Genomic DNA, 22,989 nt, shown 5'->3' on the forward strand with positions numbered 1-22,989 from the left:
CCCCTGGCCCCGCCCTTGCGCCCAACACCCACCCGCGCCAGTTTGCGGCAAAACGGTTGAGGGTTTTATCCATGTCGGAGAATTTCGACGTCATTGTCATCGGCGCCGGTCCGGGCGGTTATGTCTGCGCCATTCGCGCCGCGCAGCTGGGCATGAAGGTGGCCTGCGTAGAAAAACGCGCCACGCTGGGCGGCACCTGCCTCAATGTCGGCTGCATCCCTTCCAAGGCGCTGCTGCAAAGCTCCGAGCATTATGAGGAGGCGGTCCACAAACTCGCCGAACATGGCGTCAATGTCGGCCAGGTGACCCTGGACCTCAAGCGCATGCAGGCCCGCAAGGCCGAGGTGGTGGGGGCCAATGTCAAAGGCATCGAGTTCCTCTTCAAGAAGAACAAGGTCACCTGGCTGAAGGGCGAGGGCCGGATCGTCAAGCCCGGCACCGTCGCCGTGGATGGCACCGAATATGCCGCCAAGCACATTGTCATTGCCTCGGGCTCCGAGAGCATTCCGCTGCCCGGCGTCACCGTCGATGAGAAGCGTATCGTCACCTCCACCGGCGGGCTGGAACTCGATGCCGTGCCGGGCCATCTCGTGGTGATTGGCGGGGGCTATATCGGCCTGGAGATGGGCTCGGTCTGGTCGCGTCTCGGCGCCGAGGTCACGGTCATCGAATTCCTCGACCGGCTGGTGCCGGCGATGGATACCGAGGTGGGCAAGAGCTTCGAGCGCATCCTCACCAAGCAGGGCTTCAAATTCAAGCTCAAGACCAAGGTGGTCTCGGCCGTGGCTGACGATGCCGGCGTCACCCTCACCCTGCAGCCGGCTGCCGGCGGTGCGGAGGAGACGCTGCGAGCCGATGTGGTGCTGCTGGCCATTGGCCGCCGCGCCTATGTGGCTGGCCTGGGGCTGGATGCGGCGGGCGTGGCGCTGGATGAGCGCGGCCGCGTCACCGTCGATGCGCATTACGCCACCAATGTGCCGGGCATCTGGGCCATCGGCGATGTCATCACCGGCCCCATGCTCGCCCATAAGGCCGAGGAGGAGGGCGTGGCCCTGGCGGAAAATCTCGCCGGACAGCGCGGCCATGTGAATTACGGCGCCATCCCCGGCGTGGTCTATACGTGGCCCGAGGTTGCCAGCGTGGGTGAGACTGAGGAGCAGTTGAAGGCGCGCGGGCAGGCCTACAAGGTCGGCAAATTCCCCTTCACCGCCAATGGCCGGGCCCGCGCGATGGGCGATACCGATGGCTTCGTGAAAATCCTGGCCGATAAGGTGACGGACCGCGTGCTGGGCGCCCATATCCTCGGACCCGATGCCGGCACGCTGATCGCCGAGATCGCATTGGCGATGGAATTCGGCGCCAGCGCCGAGGATGTGGCGCGCACCTGCCACGCCCATCCCTCGCTGAACGAGGCGGTGAAGGAGGCGGCCCTCGCCGTGGATGGCCGGGCGCTGCATATCTGAAACCAGCCGCCGCTCGGCGCTTGGGCCACACTGCGTTCACTGTGCGTGGCCCAGCTAGTATTGAGAGCATGATCCAGCGTCTTCGGCGATTCTGCCTCAACGCATCATGCTTCATCGCCATGGCGCCGCGCCTTGCCTTCCCCGCCTGCCTGCTGGCACTGGCCCTGGCGCAGGCCGAGCCCTTGGCGAGCATGCCGGAGGTGGTCGTGCGCGCCCCCGCGCCCCTGCCGCTCGCCAGCGCCTCCGAGCGTGTCATCACCGCCGATGAGATCGCCTCCCGCCCCATCGCCCGCCCGGGCGAAATCCTGGAGGCCGCCCCCGGCCTGATCGCCTCCCAACACAGCGGCGAGGGCAAGGCCAACCAGTATTTTCTGCGGGGCTTCAACCTCGATCACGGCACCGATCTGGCCATCACCCTCGATGGCATGCCGCTCAACATGCGCAGCCATGCCCATGGCCAGGGCTATGCCGATCTGAACTTCCTCATCCTCGAATTGCTGGCCGAGATGCGGCTGCGCAAAGGCCCTTACGGTGCCGATCAGGGCGATTTTGCCAATGCGGGGCAGGTTGACCTGTCGCTGCTGAACAGCCTGCCCCGGCCCATCCTGCAAACCACCATCGGCAGTTTCGGCTATTGGCGCGGGCTGGCGGCGGGCAGCCAGGCGCTGGGCCCGGGCCGCTTGCTGCTGGCGGGCGAGATCACCGCCTATGATGGCCCCTGGGAGCGGGCGGACCGGCTGCGCCGCTTCAACGGCCTGGCCCGTTACAGCCAGGGCGGCGAAGCGGCGGGTGTGGCGGGGCGGCATGTCCACCCGGTGGAGCCGGTGGCCATCCGCCTCACCCTCAGTGTGGTCTTATAGCGGAACGGCCCCAGCCTCAGCGCGTGCGCCGCGACAGCGACACCGCATAGGCCCCGGCCCGCACCGCCAGCGTCGGGTCGTCGCTGAGCGCGATCCCGGGCTCTTGGTCGAGCAGCAAGGCGCTGATCGGGTCACAGGCGCCGCCCGGGCCGGCGGCCACCTCGGTCACGCTCAGCCGGCCCACGATGATGCGCGGGCGCTCATCAGGCCAGGCGATGGTGGGGTTGTTCACATCATCGCCTTCGCCAGGGAATTGCAGCACCATGTCGAATTCAACCGGGGCGCTGGAAAGGCGCCGGCGCAGCTCGTCAGCCAGGAAATCAGCCGGCATGGTGTTCAATTGTTCGGCCGTCAGCCGCTCCAGCCCCGCGCGCGGCTCGAATACCCAGCGCGCGATCCGCACCTGGCCATCCGCACCCTGAAAGCGGAAGGCATTCACCCCGAAATAGGGCGTGGTGGCAAAGCTGGCCGGGGGTAGGTTGGCGGCCAGCCAGCGGCCCTGGTTGAGCGTATTGGGGTTGGCGGCCACGAAGGCCGCCACCGCCGCCGGGTCGGGCGGCGCGCCATTGGCCCCTCGGCTGCGCACCAGCAATCCGCCGACAAAAGCCTCAGGCGTGGGTGCGCCGAAAACCGGCACCGAGATGCTTGCCGAATCCCAAATATCGCCGGCCGGCGTCTCCATGCGGATCGCAAGGCCGCGGGTGCTGCGGGCGGTGTCTGATACGCGGGCATTGGGCCCGCCCACGCCAAAGCGGATAATGGCCGGCACGCGCTGGCCATTGAACACCGGGGCGACGGAAAGCCGGCCACCCTCGGCCGTGCCGACGAAATGCCCCGTGGCGCAATACCCCTTGCCATGGCTGGGGCGATAGGTGGTGATGCGCCCCAGCGCGCCCTCCATCGCATCGATGATCACATCCGGTGCTGGCGGCAATGTCTGCGCCCCGGCCAGGCCGAGAAAGGCCAGCGAGCCGAGGGCGAGGAGGGGAGTGCGAAGCCGCATGGTGTGTCTCGCTTTCTGTGAGTGCGCGATGATAGCCCGATGCGGCATGATCGTCAGGGGCGCGGGCAGGCGGGATCAAAATTTCACAGTTGGATAAGGAATTATATGCCAAGGGTCCGGCCGGGCGATGGCGTCGCTTCTGGCCGGAGACTCACGCAGTGTGATGTTCTGCGGCACAACAAGGCCCGCCTTCTGTCCCGCCCCGGTGAAGGCCACTCATTCGGGGCAGCACAAGCCATCGGCACAGGCGTAGACATCCTCCTCCTCCTCATCCGGCCAGAATGTGGCCGCAGCATGGGAGGGGCTGGGCCAGGCCAAAAGCCGGGCGCCGTAGTAAAGCCCAGGCCATATGACCAGCCCCAGGAGTAGCAGCGTCGGAAGGGGGGCCAGGCCCATTGCCAGCAGGTTCACCCCCCGCTCGCCCCATGCGATATCCCCCCTCCGACCCATGCTCAGGCGATCACCACGAGGTCTGACAGGCTCAGTCCGGGTGCGCCCTGGAAGGTGGCCAGCAGCACGGAGGCCCCGGCGCCGGTGCCATCGGCGTCGAAGTAGAATTGCCCGCCATCAGTGTCGTAGATGAACTGCGCCTCGGCCGCTGTGGCCACGCCGGCCCTGTTGGCGGCAAATTCACCGCTGGTGAGCGGACCGGCATCAAGGCCGAAGCCCGAGGCCGAAATCTGAACATCATCCTCGCGGCCGCGGAAGTCGCGAATGATGTCGCCACCCTCGGCCGCGTTGTTGAACACAACGAGGTCACGTCCCGCGCCCAGCGAGATGGTATCGGCACCTTGGCCGCCGATGAGCTTGTCGCCGCCGCCGCCGCCAGAGAGCGTATCATCGCCGCCGCCGCCAATCAGCGTATTGGCCCGGTCATCGCCGCGGATGCTGTCGGCATTATTCGTGCCCGTGACATTGGGGAAGTTGGCGATGTCGAAGGTAAAGCTGCCCAGCCCCGGCACACCATTGACCACCAGCTTGCCCAGCGCGAGGTCAATGGCGAAGCTTGTTGTCTGCGCGGCCGGGTTGGCCACGGTGCCGTCGATCAGATTGGCCTGGCCAGTCGCGCCGATGATCTTCTCGACATTGAGGATCGTGTCCTGGCCCAGGGCGCCCTTGGCGATCACGCCCTGGCTGCGCAGTGTCACCGCCGTGCCCAGGGTTGAGTAGTCCAAGGTATCCGTACCGGCGGCACCATTATAGGTATCGTTGCCCGCGCTGCCGAAGAAGGTGTCATTGGTCGCAGCGCCGATGACGGCGTCGGCATTATTGGTGCCTCGCACCTGGTTGAAGTTCTCGACGACAAAATTCAACGAGCCGAGACCGGGAATCCCATTCACCTGCAGGGTATTGGCACCCAGGTCGACCTTGAAGCTGGTGGTCTGAGTGGCCGGATTGGTGACAGTTCCGTCGATCAGGTTGGCCTTGCCGACTGCGCCGATGATGCGCTCGATGCCGATCAGAAGGTCGGTGCCGGCAGCGCCCTTGCCGACCACACCCTGGCTGAGCAGGGTCACCCCGTTGCGCAGTGCGGAGTAATCGGCGGTGTCGATGCCTGCGCCGCCGTCAATGGTATCATTGCCGGTGCCGCCGACCAGCACGTTATCTGCAGCGTTGCCCTGCAGGAGGTCATTGGTCGCCGGCGGGGCCGGCATATTGGGGGTGGGCTGCGGGCCACGCCGTGCTGGTGCAAGAGCCATGATTGATCACTCCTTTGAAGATTTTTCCCGAACGGAGAGACGTTTCTCCTGGGCTGCTTTTATGTGGGAAATTTACCCACGTCAAGCGCTTGTGTTTTTTTTTCCTCTGGGCGACATAGGTGGAGGGTGCGGGGGGAATTTTCCCACACCCAGGATCCGCAATGGTAAAACCGCCGCGAAACGGTCAGGAAAGCCAGTTCATGCCCTCCGATCTTCCAGGAGATGCACCTCCCTCAGGCCCGCCCGCGGCGCTCACCGCCGCGGTGGAGCGCCTACTCGCACCGCTGCTGCGGGTGCTGATCCATTTCGGCGTGACCTTTCCCATGCTCGGCACCCTGCTCAAGCGCGGCTATGTGGATGCGGCCACCCGGCATTTCGCCCTGCCCGATCGCGAATTGAGCGATAGCCGGGTGGCCCTGCTCACCGGGCTGCACCGGAAGGATGTGAGTGTGCTGCGCCATCGCCCGGAGGAAGCCAAGACGCGCCCCGGTACGCTCTCGGCCCGGGTGCTGAGCCGCTGGCTGGCCCATCCCGATTGGGCCGATGCCGCGGGCCGGCCGATGGTGCTGCCCCGCGCGGCCGAAACCGGGCCGAGCTTCGAGGCGCTGGTCGTGAGCATCAGCCGCGATGTTCGCAGCCGCACCCTGCTCGACGAATTGCTCCGCCTGGGCGTGGTGCGCGAACGCGCCGATGAGCGGCTGGAACTGCTGGGCGCCGCCGATATCCCCAGCGGTGATCTGGACCGGCTGGCCTATTATTTCGGCCGCAATCTGGGTGACCATATTGCCGCCGCCGGCCATAATCTTATTGGTGAGCGGCCACCCTATATGGAGCGTGCCCTGGCCTTTGATGGCCTCTCCGAGGCCGCCATCGCCCAATTGACCGAAGAGGCGGGGCGGCTTGGCATGGCCATGCTAACCCAACTCAACGCCATGGCCGTGAGACTGGCCGAGGCAGATCCACCCGATCCAGCCGCCGCGCAGCGTTTCATGACCGGACTTTATGTGTTCTCTACCCAGGACAACGGCCAGGAGCCGGACTGATGCTATACCTCGTCGGCAAGCGGGCCCTCGGCCCCCTCGGGCTTTCGCTGCTGAGCGCCTGTGCCGGCCAGCGCAGCGCTGATCGCGGCATTGGCGGCACGGGCGGCATCGCCGATCGCGGCATTGGCGGCACCGGCATTTCCGGTGGCCTGGCCGCAGGGGGCATTGGCGGCACCGGTATTGGCGGCCTCGGGCTGATCGGCACCGTCACCGCTTTCGGCAGTATCTGGGTGAATGGCGTGCGACTCGCTTTGCCCGAGGGGCTGCGCGTCACCCGCGAGGGCATTGCGGCCAAGGCCGAGGACATCAAGCTCGGCCATGTCGTGGTGGCCCGGGCCGGCGGATTTGGCGATAGCGCCATCGAGGCGCTGGCGCTTGATATGCGTATTGCCGTGGCCGGCCTGGTGGAGCGGCGTGAGGCAGACACGATCTGGGTTCTGGGTCAGCTTTGCAGCATTGGCCAGGCCGTGGCGGATTCTAGCCTTGGTGATCCCCAACCCGGCCGGGTGGTGGCGGTGAGCGGGCTGCGCCGGGCCGATGGTGCCATTATCGCCTCTCGCCTTGACCCATGGTCGCCCGAGGCGGGCTGGCTATTGCGCGGCAGGTTGGAGGCGGGCGGGGCCATTGCCGGGGTGCCGGTTGGATTGGCGCCGGGGCTTCGCCTTCCCGATGATGCCCAGGGCAAGGAGTTGGTTGCCAAGGGCAGCATGTCCACTGGCGCGCTGCTGGCCGAGAGCCTGCGGGTGGAGCCGGCCAATCCCTTCGGCGGTAATGTCGGGCGGGTGCTGGTGGAAACCTATCTCGACGCTGCCGGCCGCGCGCCCACGGTTTTGGGGGCTCCCGCCACCGCCATGGGTGAGGCGAATGCGCGGGTGGTCTATGCAGCGCGCGTCACTGGGCAGGCCGGCGGGCTTACCGGTGTCGACGCTGCGCCGGCCCCGGCGATTGGCCAGCGTGAACTCCCCGGCGGCGGCTTTGCGCGGAGTGGCGCGGCACAAGGCAGCGGCCAAGGGGGCGGCCAAGGGGGCGGCCAAGGGGGCGGCCAAGGGGGGCGCGCGACGCAGTCCAATTCTGGCGCTTCGAGTGGGTCTTCCGGTTCAACCTCGCCCCAGGGGGCTGGTGGGCCGGCAGAGGCAGCCGCGCAGCCAGGGCCAAGAGGAGAGGCTGGCCAGGGCTCCCAAGGTGGTCAGGGCTCGCCGGGCGGCCAGGGTTCCCAGGGTGGTCAGGGCGGCCAAGGTTCTCAGGGTTCTCAGGGTTCCCAAGGTTCTCAGGGCTCCCAAGGTTCCCAGGGCTCCCAAGGTTCCCAGAGTTTCCAGGGTGGTCAGGGTTCCCAAACTACCCAGGGCTCCCAGCTCGGCCAAGGCCTGCAGGCTGGCCCGGGCGGCCAGACTTCGCCCGGAGGTCAGGGTCTGCAAGGCGGCCAGGGTGCTCAAATTGGGCCAAGCGGGTCTTCCGCGGCGGGCGCGCCCATGGGGCCAGGTGCAAATCCAGGGGCAGGCGCCGCTTCGGGTGGCGTTGCGGCGCCAGCGCCCAGTGCTGCGCCCAGAGCTGCGCCCAGTGCTGTCCCCAGTCCTGCCCGCTTCGGGCCTGGCCAGGGCGCACCAGCAGCCCAGCCCAGCATGCCGGCTCCCCCCCGCGCCGCGCCGGCCTCCAGCCCCGCGCCCGCCGCACCGGCGGCACCCAGCATGCCCGCAGCCGGGCGCGCCGCGCCCCCGCCCAACGTCACGCCGCCCCCCTCGGGGCGGCGTTGAAACAGGCAGCGCTTTGCCGCGCCCGCCGCTGCTGATACCTATGAGCGTCCGATGGGGTGCTGCGATTCGCGCGCCATCGCTCCGCTGCGACATTTGGGGGCTGAGGCCATGAAATTCATTGTTGACCGCGCCATCCTGCTCAAGGCCCTGGCCCATGTGCAATCCGTGGTCGAGCGCCGCAACACCATCCCCATCCTGGCCAATGTGCTGCTCGACGCGAAGGAGGGCACCCTCAGCCTGACCGCGACCGATATGGAGATCGCCATTGTCGAGGAGGTGGCCGGCGTCGCGGTCACCCGCCCCGGCCGCAGCACGGCCCCGGCCGCCACCCTCTATGACATCGTGCGCAAATTGCCCGACTCGGCGAAGATTGAACTCGACCACCCGGGCGGTGATGCGCCGCTGGTGCTGCGCGCGGGCCGTTTCGTCACCTCCATCCTGGCCCTGCCGGTGGAGGATTTCCCCTCCATGACCGAGGGCAAGTTGCCGATCCGCTTTTCCCTGCCGGCCAATCTGCTCCGTGGCCTGATCGACCGCACCAAATTCGCCATCTCCACCGAGGAGACGCGCTACTACCTCAACGGCATTTACCTGCACGTCGCCGAGAGCGATGGCGTCCATGTGCTACGCGCTGCGGCGACGGATGGCCACCGCCTCGCACGCGTCGAGGAGCCTATGCCCGAGGGTGCCGCCGGCATGGCCGGCGTGATCGTGCCGCGCAAGACGGTGGGCGAAGTGCGCAAACTGGCCGAGGACACCCAGGACGAGATCGAAATTCGCCTCTCCGAGACCAAGGTGCAGTTCCGCATCGGCACCATCGTGCTCACCTCCAAGCTGATCGACGGCACCTTCCCCGATTACGAAAGGGTGATTCCGCGCGGCAATGACAGGATTCTGCGCGTCAATAAGAAGGAATTCGCCGAGGCGGTGGCCCGTGTGGCAGCGATCTCCAATGAGAAATCCCGCCCCGTCAAACTCTCCATCGACCGCAACCACCTCAGGCTGGAGGCCTCCAGCGCCGAACAGGGCTCCGCCCAGGAGGAGCTGGATGGGGGCAATGTGGAATACAGCGCCGGCCCGCTAGAGATCGGCTTCCAGGCCCGTTACCTCGCCGACATCACCGAACAGATCGGCGACAAGGTGGAGTTCCGCTTCTCCGATGGTTCGGCGCCCACCGTGGTGATGGATGCGGCCCGGCCCGAGGCGCTTTATGTCCTCATGCCCATGCGGGTGTGAGTTTCGGGCATCATTTTCCCATGCTGCGCGGTGTTCCGGCCATGGCAGGGCCGCTGGGGGTATCCCCCCGATTAGACCCAAGGTGACGGATAAGCTCCGCCTCCACCGCCTCACCCTCACCGGGTTCCGCAGCTATCCGGCCGCCACGCTGGAGAGCGGCGCAGGCATGCTCGTCCTCACCGGCCCCAATGGCGCGGGCAAAACCAATATCCTGGAGGCGATCAGCCTGCTTGGCCCCGGCCGCGGCCTGCGCGGTGCGCGGGTGGCGGAACTCGCGCGGGTGGGGCAGAGCGCCTGGGGCGTGGCCGGGCGTTTTTCCGGCGCCTGGGGCGATTTCGAGATCGGCACCGGCACGCCGCCGGATGGCCCGGCCGACAAGCGGGTGTTTCGCCTCGACGGCGCCCCCGCCCGCAACCAGGCCGAATTGGCCGAGCGCGTCGCCGCCGTCTGGCTGACGCCGCAAATGGACCGGCTGTTCCAGGAAGGTGCCTCCGGCCGCCGCCGCTTCCTCGACCGTCTGGCCTGGGCGCTGGACCCCGGCCATGCCCGCGAGGTGGCGGCCTATGACAATGCCATGGCCCAGCGCAACCGGTTGCTGTCCCAGGGCGGGGACGCCACCTGGCTGGCCGGGCTGGAGGATGCCATGGCCAGGCACGGCGTGGCCGCCACCGCCGCCCGCCGCGCCCTGGTGGCCCGGCTGGATGCGGTGCTGGCAGCCGGTGCCCTGGGCGGCTTCCCCGCTGCCAGCCTCACCCTGCGCGACGCCACCGCCGATGCGCTGGATGCCGGCCCCGCCTTGGCCGCCGAGGATGGCCTGCGCGCCGCCCTGCGCGCCGCCCGCCACCGCGACCGCGCCGCCGGCGCCACCGTCGAAGGCCCGCACCGCGCCGATCTTGAGATGGTCCATCGCGAGAAATCAGTCCCGGCGGCACTTTGCTCGACCGGCGAGCAGAAGGCGCTGCTGGTCTCCACCGTGCTGGCCCATGCCGGGCTGATCCATGCCGCGCGTGGCTTTGCGCCGATTCTGCTGCTTGATGAGGTGGCGGCGCATCTCGATGCCCCCCGCCGCGCCGCCCTCTTCGAGGCCCTGGTAGCACTGCCCGCCCAGGCCTGGCTCACCGGAACCGAATGGGAGGTTTTCGCCCCCCTGCGCGGCCGTGCCCAGGGCTTCCTCATCGCGCCCGGCGCGGTGGCGGAAAACCGCGATTTACCCCTGCCTTAACCCCCCGGTTTCAGCTATAAGACAGTCAGGCCCGAGGGCCGTTTTTTCCAAGGGTTTTTCGCCACAGATGAGTGACTCCACCCCCACCCCCGGTCCCACCCCGGAAGAGGCCAATAACGCCGCCGCCGGCGAGGATTACGGCGCCTCCTCCATCACCGTGCTGCGCGGGCTTGAGGCGGTGCGCAAACGCCCTGGCATGTATATTGGCGACACTGATGACGGTTCGGGCCTGCACCACATGGCCTTCGAGATCATCGATAATGCGGTGGATGAGGCCCAGGCCGGCTTCGCCAGCCGCTGCGATGTGCTGCTCAACGGCGATGGCTCGGTCACCGTCACCGATGATGGCCGCGGCATCCCGGTTGATATGCATGCTGAAGAAGGCGTCTCTGCCGCCGAAGTGGTGCTGACCCGTCTGCATGCCGGCGGCAAATTCAATCAGAATTCCTACAAGGTCTCCGGCGGCCTGCATGGCGTGGGCGCCGCCGTGGTGAATGCGCTGTCGGAATGGATGGAGGTGCGCATCTGGCGCGCCGGTATCGAGCATTTCATCCGCTTCGAGCATGGCGAGACGGTGCAGCCGCTGCGCATCGTTGGCCCGTCCGACCACCACAATGGCACCGAGGTCACCTTCAAGCCCAGCTCGGGCACCTTCACCAAGGTCGAATACGACTTCGCCATTCTCGAGCGCCGGCTGCGCGAATTGGCCTTCCTCAATTCCGGCCTCGCCATCACCGTGCAGGATGACCGCTCAGTGCCGGCCCAGCGGGCGGAATTCAAATTCGATGGCGGCCTCGTCGCCTTCGTCGAATGGCTCGACAAGGGCAAGGAGCCGCTGTTCCGCCAGCCCATCTCGCTGATCTCGAAGGAGAGCGAGGGCATTCGCGTCGAGCTGGCCATGTGGTGGACGAATTCCCCCCGCGAATTGGCGCTCTGCTTCACCAACAATATCCCCCAGCGCGATGGCGGCACCCACCAGGCCGGCTTCCGCCAGGCACTCACCCGGGTGGTGATGAAATTCGCCGAGGATCTGGCCAAGCGCGAAAAGGTCGAGCTGATCGGCGAGGATATGCGCGAGGGCCTCACCGCCGTGCTCTCGGTGAAGGTGCCTGACCCGAAATTCTCCTCGCAGACCAAGGACAAGCTGGTCAGCTCCGAGGTGCAGCCGGTGGTCCATATGGCGGTGGCCGATGCCATAAGCCATTGGTTCGAGACGCATCCGAAAGAGGCGAAGGTCGTGCTCGATCAGGTCGTGCTCTCGGCCGTGGCCCGCAAGGCGGCGCAAATGGCCAAGGACAAGGTCAGCCGCAAGAACATGCTGGAATTCAGCACGCTGCCCGGCAAGCTGGCCGATTGCCAGGAGCGTGACCCGACCAAATGCGAAATGTTCATCGTCGAGGGTGACAGCGCCGGTGGCTCCGCCAAACAGGGCCGCAACCGCGCCAATCAGGCCATCCTGCCACTGAAGGGCAAAATCCTGAATGTGGAGCGGGCGCGCATCGACAAGATGCTGGCCTCGGCCGAAATCGGCACGCTGATCACCGCACTGGGCACCGGCATCGGCCCGGGCGAGCCCTCCCGGGGCGGCTTCTCACTCGACAAGCTGCGCTACCACCGCATCGTCATCATGACGGACGCCGATGTGGATGGCTCGCATATCCGCACCCTGCTGCTCACCTTCTTCTATCGCCAGATGCCGCAGCTGATCGAGGCCGGCTATCTCTACATCGCCCAGCCGCCGCTCTACCGCGCCAAGCGCGGCAATGATGAGCGATACCTGAAGGATGACCGCGCGCTGGAGGATTTCCTCCTCGAAAAGGCGCTGTCCAATGCCCGGCTGGCCTTTGCCGATGGCCGGCTGCTCGAAGGTGCGGCGCTGGCCGATGAGGTCGAGGTGCTGCGGCAAATGTCCGGCCGCATCAAGCGCCTCTCCGGCAATCTGCCCTCGGAATATATCGAACAGGCGGCCATGGCCGGCGCCCTGCGCGCCGAGCCTGATCTGGCGCTTGCGCAGGTCTTCGCAGCGAGGCTCGATGCCATGGCGCCGCCCGCCGAGCGTGGCTGGATGGCCAGCATCGATGGCGGGGCGATCAACCTGGCCCGCGTGGTGCGCGGCGTGACTGAGCGCTTCTCGCTGAGTGCCGCCCTGCTGCACACCGGCGATGCGCGTTGGCTGGATGAGCGCCGCAAAATCTTCGAGACCGATTTTGCCGAACCGGCAAAGCTCTTCTTCGACAGCACCGAGGTGGTGGCGCGCGGCCCGATGGCCGCACTCGACCGCATCATCGCCCAGGGCCGCCGCGGCCTGACCATCCAGCGCTTCAAGGGCCTGGGCGAGATGAACCCCGAGCAGCTCTGGAACACCACCCTCAACCCCGAGGCCCGCACCTTGCTGAAAGTGCGCGTCGATGATGTGGAGGATGCCGAGACGGTGTTCTCCACCCTGATGGGCGATGTGGTCGAACCCCGGCGCGAGTTCATCGTGGGCAATGCGCTCAAAGTGGCGAATCTCGACGTATGAGCCGCGCCGAACGCATCCACGCCACCCTCACCGCCCGTTTCGCCCCCACAAGGCTGGTGGTGCAGGATGACAGCGCCCAGCATGCCGGCCATGCCGGCGCAGCCCCGGGTGGTGAAACGCATTACACCGTGGTGATGGAAAGTGCCGCCTTCGTCGGGCTCAACCGGGTGGCGCGCAGCCGCATGGTGAATGAGGCCCTGGCCGAGGAATTCACCACCGGCTTGCATGCCCTGGCGCTAAAGCTCAATCCTCCCGGGTAAATCGCAACCGGTCTGAGATGCTCGGCTGCCTGGGTGGTTGCCAGACTGGCGGAGCGTCGGCGCCCGGCGGCGATCCCGCCTCTGCGGGCAATTGCCGCACCACCCGCAGGCTCATGATACCAAAGCCGAGCCTGCGCTCATCCGGCGGCACAATCACCCCAGCGCCCACCTCGAATTCGAGCACCAGCACGTCATCCACCGGCCAGGGCGCATCCACCCGCAATTCGCCAATGCCCGAGCCCAACAGCACCCAGTCGCACCATGCCCCGCCCTGCGGCCGGGCGCGGCCGGCATGGCCCCCAGGTGGTGCCATCACCACCAGCAACACGCTCAATTCCGGGCAGCGCCAGCCGGGGTCTAGCGGCAGGCGCAGCAGGGCCGGGCCATCCGCCACCGCCCAGCTTCCCCATTCCTCCTGATGCGACCAACCCTGACCCAGCCGTTGCAGCGCGCCGCTGCTGGCGGCGGCAGGGTGCAGTTGCGGCAGATCAGGCATGGGCGGCAGGCCGCCATAAACCAGCATGTCCTCAGCCAGCCTCGCGCGGTCACGCGGCAGGGCAGGGGCGGGCGGTGGGCCGGGGGCCAGGAAGGCGGCGCATTCCTCGGCCAATTCGCGCCAGGATCGCAGCCGGACCGTGGCGCGCAGCGCCGCCTCCCGCGCGGCAAGCGCCTGTGGCTGGCTGATCAGCGACCACGCCGCCGCCGCCAGGGCAGGGACATTCTCCGGCTCGACATAAACCGCGTGCGCGCCGCCCGATTCGCGCAGCACGGCAATATCGGCCACCACCGGCACCTTGCCCTGGCCCAGGCTCTCGGTCACCGGCAGCCCCCAGCCCTCGGCATGGGAATCGAAGATGGTGAAGAGGCAGCCGGCATAAAGCCCCTGCAATTCGCCATCGGGCACCAGCGGGCGCAACTCAACCTTGCGGCGCAATTGCGGCGCGGCGCGATGCAGTTGCAGCACCTGATCGGCCAGGAAGCCATGCACCCCGACCACGACCAGCCGCGGCACCGCGGCCTCGCCATGGTGGCGGATCAATTGCAGCCAGGCCCGCAGCAGGCCCAACTGGTTCTTGCGCGACTCCACCGTGCCCACGGCCAGCACAAAGCGCTCTGCCGGCACCAGCCCCGCTTGCTGCGCTGCCACGTCAAACCGCGCATCCAGTCGCAGCACGCTGGCGGGAATGGCAAGCTCCGGCAGCAGGCGTTTCTGCCAGAGCTGGAAATCCACCCGCACGCTCTCGCTGATGCAAACCGCATGGTCGGCCAATAGGCACAGCGTGGCGAAATGCTGGGCGAAGCTGCGCACCAGCAATTCCTCGCAATGCTCAGGCACCAGCAATGGCAGAAGATCATAGACAAAGCTGGCATAGCCCAGGCCCGTCCGCTGCTTCAGCGCCATGATCCGCGCGGCATGGCCGGGCAACCACCAGGCCGTGCCGGCGCCCAGCAGCCAGTCACCAGCGGCGAATTCACATGCCTCCCCCGCAGCCAGCGCTGCCTCGGCGTCATCGACCAGGGCCTGCCAATCGGGCTCCTTCGGCCCGCCAGGCCGCAGCGTGGCGGCGAGCAGACGCTCCAGCATGAGCCGCGGAAAACGCCGCCAGACGCCATCGCCCGGCGCCGCCGCCACCAGATCAAACAGCCCCTCGCCCGCGGCCAGCAGCCGCGTCTGCACCCGTGTCACCCCGCTGGGCGAACGGCTATGCCGAAACCCCGCCAGCAGATCAGTGATATCGGCGGCAATGGGCATCTAGCCGTGCAGGCCCGGCTTATAAGCGGCCAGGCCCATCAGCGGGCTACTCAAGCCCGCCCATAGGTGTCTTCGATTCGCACGATGTCATCCTCGCCCAGATAGCTGCCCACCTGCACCTCGATCAGGGTCAGAGGGATCATGCCGGGGTTTTCCAGCCGGTGGACGCAGCCCAGCGGCAGATACACGCTCTCATTCTCGCGCAGCATGATGCGCTCATCATCCCGCTGGACGATGGCAGTGCCATTCACCACCACCCAATGCTCGGCCCGATGGAAGTGTTTCTGCAACGACAGCTTGCTGCCGGGGCGAACCGAGATTTGCTTGACCTGAAAGCGGTTGCCCTGGATCAGCCCCTCATAATGGCCCCAGGGACGATACATCCGGCGATGCTCAGTGGCCTGCTTGAGGCCGGCCGCGCGCAATTGCTCGACCAGTTTTTTCACATCCTGCGCATGGTCACGATGCAGCGCCAGAACGGCGTCATCGGTCACCACAATCACTGCGTCCTCGAGGCCGACCACGCCGGTCAGCAGCCCTTCGCTGCGGATATAGCAATTCTTCGCGTTCACGAGATGGACCGGCCCCTGGGCGTGGTTGCCCTGGACGTCCTTCTCGGCGATCTGCCACAGCGCATCCCAACTGCCGACATCGGACCAGCCCAGCGAGGCCGGCACAACGGCGGCGTTTTTGGTCCGCTCCATCACCGCATAGTCGATTGAAATCGAAGGCGCGCGGGTGAAGCTTGCGGTGTCGAGCCGGACGAAATCGAGGTCACGCGTGGCCTTGGTGAGCGCATCCTGCACCGCGCCCAGCAGTTCGGGGGCAAAATGCTGCAATTCGCGCAGCAGCGTCGCCGCCTGGGCGACGAACATGCCACTGTTCCACAGATGCTTGCCGCCATCGAGAAAGCGCTGCGCGGTGGCGGCATCGGGCTTCTCGACGAAGCGCTCCAAGCCGAGCACGCCGGGCGCGCCATCCAGCGCCGCCCCCGATTCAATATAGCCAAAACCGGTCTCAGGCGCGGTGGGGCGCATGCCGAAGGTGACGATCCGGCCGAGTTGAGCGGCGGTCACCGCCTGTGCCAGGGCCGCATGCAGTGCGGGCACATCGCCAATGGCGCTATCGGCCGGCATGATCCACAGCATGGCGCCGGGGCTTGTCTCCTCCGCCAGAACGGCGGCTGCGGCGATGGCGGGCGCGCTGTTGCGGCCGGCGGGTTCCAGCAAAATCCGCGCACCCTCCACCCGCGCCGCGCGCAATTGCTCGGCGGCGAGAAAGCGATGGGCTTCGTTGCAGACCACAATGGGGGCGGCAAAGCCGGGCCCCGCTGCGCGCAGCGCTGTCGCCGCCAGCATGGTCTCGCTGCCCACCAGCGGCCAGAATTGCTTGGGATAGGTCTCCCGCGACAAGGGCCATAGCCGGCTGCCCGTGCCGCCCGAGAGGATGACCGGGATAATCTTCGTGCTGGAGATGCTCATATGCGGTCGTTCTATCCTGGGCTTGAACGGTCGGGGGAAATTCCATGGGTTTTTGCAGCATTTTGCCTGACGCTGGAAGAGCAGTAGGCTCACTGACGATTCGCTTAGGGCCTGTTCATGGCAAGATTGCAAACAGATCGCGGCTTTTATTTGCTCGATGGCCACAACCTTGCCATGGCGCAAGGCACTGGCATCGCGACCTATGCCCGCGGCATGGCCGAGGCGGTTGCTGGGCAGGGTTTTGTGCCCGGGGTGATCAGCGGGGCGGATTACGGCCGCCCCGCTTCGCCCGGGCGCATTGGCGCGGGTTTGCGCCTGGCCCGGCGTCTCGCTGCCCATGCCGGGGTGAGGCTGCGTGGCGGCGTGGTGAATCTGCGCCCGACCCCCGCCGCCCTGCCTGGGTTGCCGCCAACCACATTGGGTTTTGATGCGCCCGATTGCGTGGGCCTCGCCCATCTCCATCTGCGCCGGCATGGCCAATTGCTGCCGCTGCGCCCGCCGCCCGGCCTGACGCCGCGGGTGATGCATTGGACCTTCCCCACCCCGCTGCGCCTGCAAGGCGTGCCCAACCTCTATTCCGTGCTCGACCTCATCCCGCTCGTCATGCCCGAGACGACACTGACCAACCAAGCCGCCCATGCGACGATGACCCGGCTGATCGGCGAGCATGCGGCCCATATCGTCACCATCAGCGAATGGTCGCGCGCCGATATCATTCGCATCATGGGCATCGCGCCGGAGCGGGTGACCAATACCTGGCTCGGCGTCGCGCCTGACGTGGCAGCCCTGGCGCTCTCCCCTTCGGCCCTGGCGGCGCGGCTCATGACCGGGTTCGGGCTGCAGCCGCAGGGCTATTTCCTGTTTTATGCGGCCATCGAGCCGCGAAAAAATCTCCGTCGGCTGATCGAGGCCTATTTGTCGACCGACATAGCCGCGCCGCTGATCATCGCCGGCAAGAAGGCCTGGCTGTGGGAGGCAGAACTCGCAGCGCTTGCCGGGCGGGAGAGCAGCCATCAGGGCCGGGTGCGGCTGCTCGGCCATGTGCCGCGGCCCAATCTGATGGCCCTGGTGCGCGGCGCCCGCGCCGTGTGTTTCCCGAGTCTCTATGAGGGGTTCGGGCTGCCGGCGATGGAGGCCATGGCGCTCGGCACGCCGGTTTTGACCTCCACCGCATCCTGCATGCCCGAGATCGTGGCCGATGCCGCGATATGCGCCGACCCCTACTCGGTCACTGCCCTGGCCGAGGCCCTGCGCGCGTTGGATGGCGATGGAGAATTGCGCGCGCGCCTCGCCGCTGCGGGGCCGCGCCGGGCCGAGTTTTTCAGCCCTGATCGCTATGCCACGCGGCTGGCCGCGCTGCATGCCCGGCTTGGCCTGCTGGCCGATTGAGGGGCGATTGGTCGCCGCCAGGGCAGGGCGGATCCGCCGGACCCGGGTTGTCGGGCCGGCGCACCAGCCCCATAACGACGTCATGGCGCGACCAAGGGCGAAGAGCCGCCCCGACCCTTCCGCACCGAGCCGCCCCTGCGAAGCCCCGGATTGCCCGGAGCCCGGCGAATACCGCGCGCCCAAGGACCGTTCGCGGCTGCGCGAATATCGGTGGTTCTGCCTGGCCCATGTGCGCGCCTATAACCTCTCCTGGGATTTCTATAAGGGCATGGCGCCCGACCAGATCGAGGCATCTCTTCGCCAGGACACCGGCTGGCAAAGGCCCACCTGGCCGCTTGGCCGCCTGGGCCATGGCCGGCTGGACCCGGAATTGCTGCGCGACCCTTTCGGCATCCTCAACGGCACCGCCCAACCCACCAAGCGCGCCCCCAACCCCGATGCGCCACCGCCCGAACTGCGCGCCGCGCTCGACCTGCTGGATTTGCGCTGGCCAACCGACAGCCTGGCCCTCAAAGCCCGCTACAAGGAGCTGGCCAAGCGCTATCACCCCGATTCCAATGGCGGCGACCGCAGCGCGGAAGACCGCCTGAAGGACATCAATCGCGCCTATTCGCTCTTGCGTCACAAACTGGCCGGGGTGCAGGCTTCCGCCCGATAGAACCCTGGCTTACAAAACTTCCAACGTCCCGATGAACAAGGTAGCCGCATTGTCCGACATCAGCCCCACCAGCATGATCAATATGCCCGACACCTCGGTGAATGCGCGCGATGTCTTCGGCGTCGACGTGAACATGATGGTGCCCGCCTTCTCGCTGCGCACCGAACACGTGCCCGAGCTTGACCCCACCTATCAGTTCGACCGTGAGACGACGCTGGCGATCTGCGCCGGCTTCGCCCATAACCGCCGCGTGATGGTCCAGGGCTATCACGGCACCGGCAAATCCACCCATATCGAGCAGGTGGCGGCGCGGCTGAACTGGCCCTGCATCCGGGTGAACCTGGATAGCCACATCAGCCGTATCGACCTCATCGGTAAGGACGCCATCGTCCTCAAGGATGGCCAGCAGGTCACCGAATTCCGCGAGGGCATCCTCCCCTGGGCGCTGCAGCATCCCTGCGCCCTGGTGTTCGATGAATATGACGCGGGCCGGCCGGATGTGATGTTCGTCATCCAGCGCGTGCTCGAAGTGGAGGGCAAGCTCACCTTGCTCGACCAGAGCCGGGTCATCCGCCCGCACCCGATGTTCCGCCTCTTCGCCACCGCCAATACGGTGGGCCTGGGCGATACGACCGGCCTCTATCACGGCACGCAGCAGATCAATCAGGGCCAGATGGACCGCTGGAACATCGTCACCACGCTCAACTACCTGCCGCATGGCCAGGAAGTGGCGATCGTGCTGGCCAAGCTGGGCGCTGAGAATGACCAGGCAATGAAAAAGCAGGTCCAAGCCATGGTGGCGCTGGCCGACCTCACCCGCGCCGGCTTCATCGCCGGCGACATCTCCACCGTGATGTCACCGCGCACCGTCATCACCTGGGCCGATAATGCCCGGATCTTCGGTGACCTCGCCTTCGCCTTCCGCGTCACCTTCCTCAACAAATGCGACGAGGCGGAGCGCGGCACGGTGGGCGAATACTATCAGCGCTGCTTCAACGAGGAGCTGCCGATGGGGACCACGCTGCGCAAGGCGGGATAAGGGCATGAGCGGCAAGCAGGACCTGACCCGTCAGGAAGAATTCAAGCGCGCCACCGCCGGCGCCTTGCGCGCCATCGCGCAACAGCAGGAGGTGCAGGTCGCCTTCCAGCCCGGCCCCGCCGGCCTGGCCGGTAAGCGCGCCCGCCTGCCCCTGCCCACCCGCTCCCTCCCCCCCGCCGAAATGGCCAAGCTGCGCGGCGCTGCCGATGCGCTGGCCCTGAAACTGCGCCACCACAATGAAGGGGCGCATGCCGCCCGCATGCCCTCCCGCAAGGAAGCCCGCGAGGTCTTCGACGCGCTGGAAGATGTGCGCGTCCAGCATATCGGCGCCGCCCATATGGAAGGCGTCGCCCACAACCTCCATGTCCGGCTGAACGAGGAATGCGAGGCCGAGGGCTATGACCGCATGACCCGCAAGGACCAGTTGCCGCTGCATGCGGCGCTGAGCCTGCTGGCGCGCGAGCGTATCACCGGCAAGCCCGCCCCCCAGGCGGCGCAGCGCATTCTCAACGAATGGCGCGGCACGCTGGACGAAAAGGCCGAAGCCGCGATGGAGGAACTCGTCTCCTCCACCGATAGCCAGGAAACCTTCGCCCGCGCCGCCCGCAAATTGCTGACAGCACTCGACCTGGCCGAAGCCGAGTTGGAGAGCGAAGCCGAGCAGGATGACGAGGGCGACGAGGGCGGCGACGACCAGACCCAGCAGGACCAGTCCAGCCAGGGCGAGGCGCAGGCCCAGGAACAGGAAGCCATGTCGGGCGCCGAGCCCGAAACCATGGAAGGCGATGCCTCCGAGGAAGAGGCCCAGGAATCCGAGGAAGAAGGCGCCTCCGCCGAGGGCGACGACAAGCCCGGCGGCCCGCAGCAGCGCCGCGAAATCCCCCATGTCGATGACGGCAGCAAATACCGCGCCTTCACCACCAATTTCGACGAGGTGGTCGAAGCCGATGACCTCTGCGACCCCGAAGAACTGACCCGCCTGCGCCAGCAGCTCGACCAGCAATTGCAGCATCTGCAGGGTGTGGTCAGCAAATTGGCCAATCGCCTGCAACGCCGCCTCCTCGCGCAACAGCAGCGCGCCTGGGAATTCGATCTGGAGGAGGGGCTGCTCGATGTCGCCCGCCTCGCCCGCGTCGTCGCCAACCCCACCATCTCGCTCTCCTATAAGCGCGAGCGTGAGGCCGATTTCCGCGACACCGTTGTTACCCTGCTGATCGATAATTCCGGCTCCATGCGCGGCCGCCCCATCACGGTCGCCGCCATGTGCGCCGATATCCTCGCCCGCACACTGGAACGCTGCGCGGTGAAGGTCGAAATCCTGGGCTTCACCACCCGCGCCTGGAAGGGCGGCCAAAGCCGTGAGCGCTGGGTGCAGGAGGGCAAGCCGCGCAACCCCGGCCGCCTCAATGACCTGCGCCACGTGGTCTATAAGCCGGCCGATGCGCCGATGCGCCGGGCGCGGAAGAATATCGGCCTGATGCTGCGCGAGGGTCTGCTAAAAGAAAACATCGATGGCGAGGCGCTGGCCTGGGCCTATAAGCGCCTGCTCGCCCGCCGCGAACATCGCCGCATCCTCATGGTGATCTCCGATGGCGCGCCGGTGGATGACAGCACCCTGAGCGTGAACCCCGGCAATTACCTCGAAAAACATCTGCGCGAGGTGATCAAGGACATCGAGGCGCGCGATCAGGTCGAACTCATCGCCATCGGCATCGGCCATGACGTCACCCGCTATTACCGCCGCGCCGTCACCATCGTCGATGCCGAGGAACTGGGCGGCACGATGATGAAAAAGCTGACGGAACTCTTCGACGAAGATTCCGCCGCCGCTTGGCAGCGCGCCGCCGCCGAGCGGGCACCCTCCATTCTGTGACCCGCCGGGCGGGCTGAAGATGCGCCGGCGGGGCCTTCTGCTCAGCGCCCTGTCCGGCAGCGCCTGTGCCCAAGGGCCGGGCGGGCCACTTGCGGTGCCGCTCAGCCTCGCCGCGCTGCCAGGGCCAATCCGCCCGCTGGGTGCTTTGGAAATAAACACCAAGGCGCTCGGCTTTGGCGGGCTTTCCGCGCTCCATCTGGATGATGCCCTGGTGCTGACCGCCATCAGCGATACCGGGCGCTGGTTCCGCGCCCAATTGCTGCTGCGCGGCGAAACCCCAGCCGGCCTGGGCCCGGCCACCACCGGCTTGCTGCGCGATGGCAGCGGCGAAATGCTGAATCGCGGCCGCCCTACCGATGCCGAGGCCCTGGCCCGCCGCCCTGATGGCTCCTGGCTGGTGGGCTTCGAGCGCTGGCATCGCATTCGCGCCTTTCGCAGCCTCGATGCCCCCGGCGCCTATTTCGAGGCCCCGCCCGGCCTGGCCAATGCCCCCTCCAATGGCGGGCTGGAGGCGCTGGCTTTCCTGGCCGATGGCAGGCTTCTCGCCATCACCGAATTTCTCAACGACCCGACGGATGCCTCGCTGCGCCAGGGCTGGATTGGCGGCCCGGGCGCCTGGCGACCGATTCGCTACCGCCCAGCGGCTGGCTTTGCCGTGACCGATGCCGCCGGCCTGCCCGATGGCGGCGCCTTGGTGCTTGAGCGCCGCTTCGCACTGCTCGAGGGCGGCTTCTCCGCCCGTCTGGTGCGGGTGAATGCGGCGGCGCTGCGCGGCGCGGAGCCGATCGCCGGCGAGACCCTGCTCAACCTGCCCCCCGATGGCCCGGCGGAGAATTGGGAGGGTGTGACCGTGCTGCGCCGCGGCGGCGCGCTCTGGATCGGCCTGATCAGCGACGATAATGAGAACGCCTTTCAGCGCAGCCTTTTTATGCTCTATGCCTGGGTTGGCTGAACCACGCTCAGCAACCGGCTCTCCGGCAGGGTGAGCCAGGCCCGGGTGCCCACGCCCGAGGTGCTTTCGAACACCAGATCACCGCCATGCGCCTGCAGCAGGCTGCGCGCCAGGCCCAGGCCAAAGCCCACCCCGCGCGTGCCCCGCGCCGGTGCCTGCGCCATCAGATCACCCGCCGGCGCACCAACCCCTTCATCCTCGATGATGATGGCCACCAGGCCGCCGAGGCGGCCAAAGCGCATCTCGATCACGTCCTCGGCATTCGTCAGCCGGGCGGCGCGCAGCAGCACCTGCACCAAAGCCCCGCGCAGCGCCCGGCCATCGCCATGCAGCGCCACACCCTCCAGCGAGGCATGGATCCGGCAGTGCCGGGCATCGGGCCCAAGCTGAACCCGCGCCGTGGCCAGGCAATCCTCCACCAGCGGCAGCAGCGCCACCCTTTCCTCATGCAGGTGGCGCGGGCCATGGCTATTGGCCAGCATGTCGTCCAGTTGGTCCGACACATCGAGCAATTGCAGCGCGAGCGCATGGGTCTCCACCGCGCAGCGGCCGCGCGTGCCGGCAATGCGGCGCAGTGCCAGGCCGATGGATTGCGTCTCCATCGCCGCCTGGCTGAGCAGCCGCCGCGGCCCCGGTGGCGGCTGCCTGACGCCCGCCCGGCCGCGCAGGGCCCACCCCCCCAGGCCGGCCGCAATCAGGCTTGCGAAAAAAGCCAGGGCCGTCAGCAGCCCGGCGGGATAAAGCATGGCGTCCATAGCCGCATTCTGCGGCCGATGGGTTGAAGC

The 22,989-nt window shown here is 67.2% G+C and carries 19 protein-coding genes; 13 read left to right on the top strand and 6 right to left on the bottom strand.

The features are described from left to right. The first annotated feature begins 71 nt into the window (after positions 1-71). Complete coding sequence (gene lpdA, locus ABWP84_RS01350) at positions 72-1,463, top strand: dihydrolipoyl dehydrogenase (RefSeq protein WP_353210188.1); 1,392 nt, start codon at positions 72-74, stop codon at positions 1,461-1,463. A 68-nt stretch (positions 1,464-1,531) separates the two neighbouring features. Then, entirely contained in the window at positions 1,532-2,323 is a 792-nt protein-coding gene (locus ABWP84_RS01355) for a Plug domain-containing protein (protein WP_353210189.1), read from the top strand. A gap of 16 nt (positions 2,324-2,339) precedes the next feature. Here the strand turns inward: ABWP84_RS01355 and ABWP84_RS01360 are convergent, their stop codons facing one another. From ABWP84_RS01360 to ABWP84_RS01370, 3 genes are all read right to left on the bottom strand, one after another. Continuing rightward, on the bottom strand, positions 2,340-3,326 hold the full coding sequence (locus ABWP84_RS01360; RefSeq protein ID WP_353210190.1) for a catalase family peroxidase: 987 nt from the start codon (positions 3,324-3,326) through the stop codon (positions 2,340-2,342). 216 nt (positions 3,327-3,542) lie between these two features. After that, positions 3,543-3,776, bottom strand: coding sequence for a hypothetical protein (locus tag ABWP84_RS01365; RefSeq protein WP_353210191.1), 234 nt, complete (start codon positions 3,774-3,776; stop codon positions 3,543-3,545). 2 nt (positions 3,777-3,778) lie between these two features. Continuing rightward, positions 3,779-5,026, bottom strand: a complete 1,248-nt coding sequence (locus ABWP84_RS01370; RefSeq protein ID WP_353210192.1) for a calcium-binding protein — start codon at positions 5,024-5,026, stop codon at positions 3,779-3,781. Positions 5,027-5,226: 200 nt separating this feature from the next. On the opposite strand from ABWP84_RS01370, the gene ABWP84_RS01375 reads away from it, so the two are divergent. From ABWP84_RS01375 to ABWP84_RS01400, 6 genes are all read left to right on the top strand, one after another. Then, a complete protein-coding gene (locus ABWP84_RS01375) occupies positions 5,227-6,069 on the top strand; it encodes a DUF6502 family protein (RefSeq protein WP_353210193.1) in 843 nt (280 codons plus the stop codon). Next, complete coding sequence (locus ABWP84_RS01380; RefSeq protein WP_353210194.1) at positions 6,069-7,820, top strand: hypothetical protein; 1,752 nt, start codon at positions 6,069-6,071, stop codon at positions 7,818-7,820. Before ABWP84_RS01375 ends, ABWP84_RS01380 begins: the two co-directional genes overlap by 1 nt. 108 nt (positions 7,821-7,928) lie before the next feature. Continuing rightward, entirely contained in the window at positions 7,929-9,056 is a 1,128-nt protein-coding gene (dnaN, locus tag ABWP84_RS01385; RefSeq protein WP_353210195.1) for a DNA polymerase III subunit beta, read from the top strand. 82 nt (positions 9,057-9,138) lie between these two features. Then, positions 9,139-10,278, top strand: a complete 1,140-nt coding sequence (gene recF / locus ABWP84_RS01390; protein WP_353210196.1) for a DNA replication/repair protein RecF — start codon at positions 9,139-9,141, stop codon at positions 10,276-10,278. A gap of 67 nt (positions 10,279-10,345) precedes the next feature. After that, positions 10,346-12,799 carry a DNA topoisomerase (ATP-hydrolyzing) subunit B gene (gene gyrB, locus ABWP84_RS01395; protein WP_353210197.1) on the top strand — a complete coding sequence of 818 codons (2,454 nt, stop codon included), beginning with the start codon at positions 10,346-10,348 and terminating at the stop codon, positions 12,797-12,799. Further along, a complete protein-coding gene (locus ABWP84_RS01400) occupies positions 12,796-13,059 on the top strand; it encodes a BolA family protein (RefSeq protein ID WP_353210198.1) in 264 nt (87 codons plus the stop codon). The genes gyrB and ABWP84_RS01400 overlap by 4 nt, the downstream gene beginning before the upstream one ends. On the opposite strand, the gene ABWP84_RS01405 is transcribed toward ABWP84_RS01400, so the two are convergent. Further along, the gene (locus ABWP84_RS01405) at positions 13,043-14,812 is read right to left on the bottom strand and encodes a glycosyltransferase (RefSeq protein WP_353210199.1); all 1,770 of its coding nucleotides are present in this window, start codon (positions 14,810-14,812) and stop codon (positions 13,043-13,045) included. The genes ABWP84_RS01400 and ABWP84_RS01405 overlap by 17 nt on opposite strands. Before the next feature lie 50 nt (positions 14,813-14,862). Next, a complete protein-coding gene (locus ABWP84_RS01410; RefSeq protein ID WP_353210200.1) occupies positions 14,863-16,293 on the bottom strand; it encodes a mannose-1-phosphate guanylyltransferase/mannose-6-phosphate isomerase in 1,431 nt (476 codons plus the stop codon). Positions 16,294-16,419: 126 nt separating this feature from the next. Here ABWP84_RS01410 and ABWP84_RS01415 point away from each other — a divergent pair, with 126 nt between their 5' ends. The 5 genes from ABWP84_RS01415 to ABWP84_RS01435 all read left to right on the top strand — a co-directional run bounded on the left by ABWP84_RS01415 (position 16,420) and on the right by ABWP84_RS01435 (position 22,204). Continuing rightward, complete coding sequence (locus ABWP84_RS01415) at positions 16,420-17,682, top strand: glycosyltransferase family 1 protein (RefSeq protein ID WP_353210201.1); 1,263 nt, start codon at positions 16,420-16,422, stop codon at positions 17,680-17,682. Between the two features lie 82 nt (positions 17,683-17,764). Then, the gene (locus ABWP84_RS01420; protein ID WP_353210202.1) at positions 17,765-18,340 is read left to right on the top strand and encodes a DnaJ domain-containing protein; all 576 of its coding nucleotides are present in this window, start codon (positions 17,765-17,767) and stop codon (positions 18,338-18,340) included. A gap of 31 nt (positions 18,341-18,371) precedes the next feature. After that, positions 18,372-19,379 carry a cobaltochelatase subunit CobS gene (gene cobS, locus ABWP84_RS01425; protein ID WP_353210203.1) on the top strand — a complete coding sequence of 336 codons (1,008 nt, stop codon included), beginning with the start codon at positions 18,372-18,374 and terminating at the stop codon, positions 19,377-19,379. 4 nt (positions 19,380-19,383) lie between these two features. Then, positions 19,384-21,252 (top strand): cobaltochelatase subunit CobT, encoded by a 1,869-nt coding sequence (cobT, locus tag ABWP84_RS01430; protein WP_353210204.1) that lies wholly within the window; start codon positions 19,384-19,386, stop codon positions 21,250-21,252. 19 nt (positions 21,253-21,271) lie between these two features. Next, positions 21,272-22,204 carry an esterase-like activity of phytase family protein gene (locus ABWP84_RS01435; RefSeq protein ID WP_353210205.1) on the top strand — a complete coding sequence of 311 codons (933 nt, stop codon included), beginning with the start codon at positions 21,272-21,274 and terminating at the stop codon, positions 22,202-22,204. Here the strand turns inward: ABWP84_RS01435 and ABWP84_RS01440 are convergent. Beyond that, the gene (locus tag ABWP84_RS01440; RefSeq protein WP_353210206.1) at positions 22,186-22,959 is read right to left on the bottom strand and encodes an ATP-binding protein; all 774 of its coding nucleotides are present in this window, start codon (positions 22,957-22,959) and stop codon (positions 22,186-22,188) included. The two genes, ABWP84_RS01435 and ABWP84_RS01440, sit on opposite strands and share 19 nt — an antisense overlap. Between the last annotated feature and the right edge of the window lie 30 nt (positions 22,960-22,989).

It is taken from the genome of Rhodovarius sp. (assembly GCF_040399605.1).
GTDB classification, from domain to species: domain Bacteria; phylum Pseudomonadota; class Alphaproteobacteria; order Acetobacterales; family Acetobacteraceae; genus Rhodovarius; species Rhodovarius crocodyli_A.

Bases quoted from the DNA above. Each gene is read 5' to 3' on its own strand.
- lpdA (WP_353210188.1), top strand. From the start codon at position 72: ATGTCGGAGAATTTCGACGTCATTGTCATCGGCGCCGGTCCGGGCGGT.
- ABWP84_RS01355 (WP_353210189.1), top strand. From the start codon at position 1,532: ATGATCCAGCGTCTTCGGCGATTCTGCCTCAACGCATCATGCTTCATC.
- ABWP84_RS01360 (WP_353210190.1), bottom strand. From the start codon at position 3,326: ATGCGGCTTCGCACTCCCCTCCTCGCCCTCGGCTCGCTGGCCTTTCTC.
- ABWP84_RS01365 (WP_353210191.1), bottom strand. From the start codon at position 3,776: ATGGGTCGGAGGGGGGATATCGCATGGGGCGAGCGGGGGGTGAACCTG.
- ABWP84_RS01370 (WP_353210192.1), bottom strand. From the start codon at position 5,026: ATGGCTCTTGCACCAGCACGGCGTGGCCCGCAGCCCACCCCCAATATG.
- ABWP84_RS01375 (WP_353210193.1), top strand. From the start codon at position 5,227: ATGCCCTCCGATCTTCCAGGAGATGCACCTCCCTCAGGCCCGCCCGCG.
- ABWP84_RS01380 (WP_353210194.1), top strand. From the start codon at position 6,069: ATGCTATACCTCGTCGGCAAGCGGGCCCTCGGCCCCCTCGGGCTTTCG.
- dnaN (WP_353210195.1), top strand. From the start codon at position 7,929: ATGAAATTCATTGTTGACCGCGCCATCCTGCTCAAGGCCCTGGCCCAT.
- gyrB (WP_353210197.1), top strand. From the start codon at position 10,346: ATGAGTGACTCCACCCCCACCCCCGGTCCCACCCCGGAAGAGGCCAAT.
- ABWP84_RS01400 (WP_353210198.1), top strand. From the start codon at position 12,796: ATGAGCCGCGCCGAACGCATCCACGCCACCCTCACCGCCCGTTTCGCC.
- ABWP84_RS01405 (WP_353210199.1), bottom strand. From the start codon at position 14,812: ATGCCCATTGCCGCCGATATCACTGATCTGCTGGCGGGGTTTCGGCAT.
- ABWP84_RS01410 (WP_353210200.1), bottom strand. From the start codon at position 16,293: ATGAGCATCTCCAGCACGAAGATTATCCCGGTCATCCTCTCGGGCGGC.
- ABWP84_RS01420 (WP_353210202.1), top strand. From the start codon at position 17,765: ATGGCGCGACCAAGGGCGAAGAGCCGCCCCGACCCTTCCGCACCGAGC.
- cobS (WP_353210203.1), top strand. From the start codon at position 18,372: ATGAACAAGGTAGCCGCATTGTCCGACATCAGCCCCACCAGCATGATC.
- cobT (WP_353210204.1), top strand. From the start codon at position 19,384: ATGAGCGGCAAGCAGGACCTGACCCGTCAGGAAGAATTCAAGCGCGCC.
- ABWP84_RS01435 (WP_353210205.1), top strand. From the start codon at position 21,272: ATGCGCCGGCGGGGCCTTCTGCTCAGCGCCCTGTCCGGCAGCGCCTGT.
- ABWP84_RS01440 (WP_353210206.1), bottom strand. From the start codon at position 22,959: ATGGACGCCATGCTTTATCCCGCCGGGCTGCTGACGGCCCTGGCTTTT.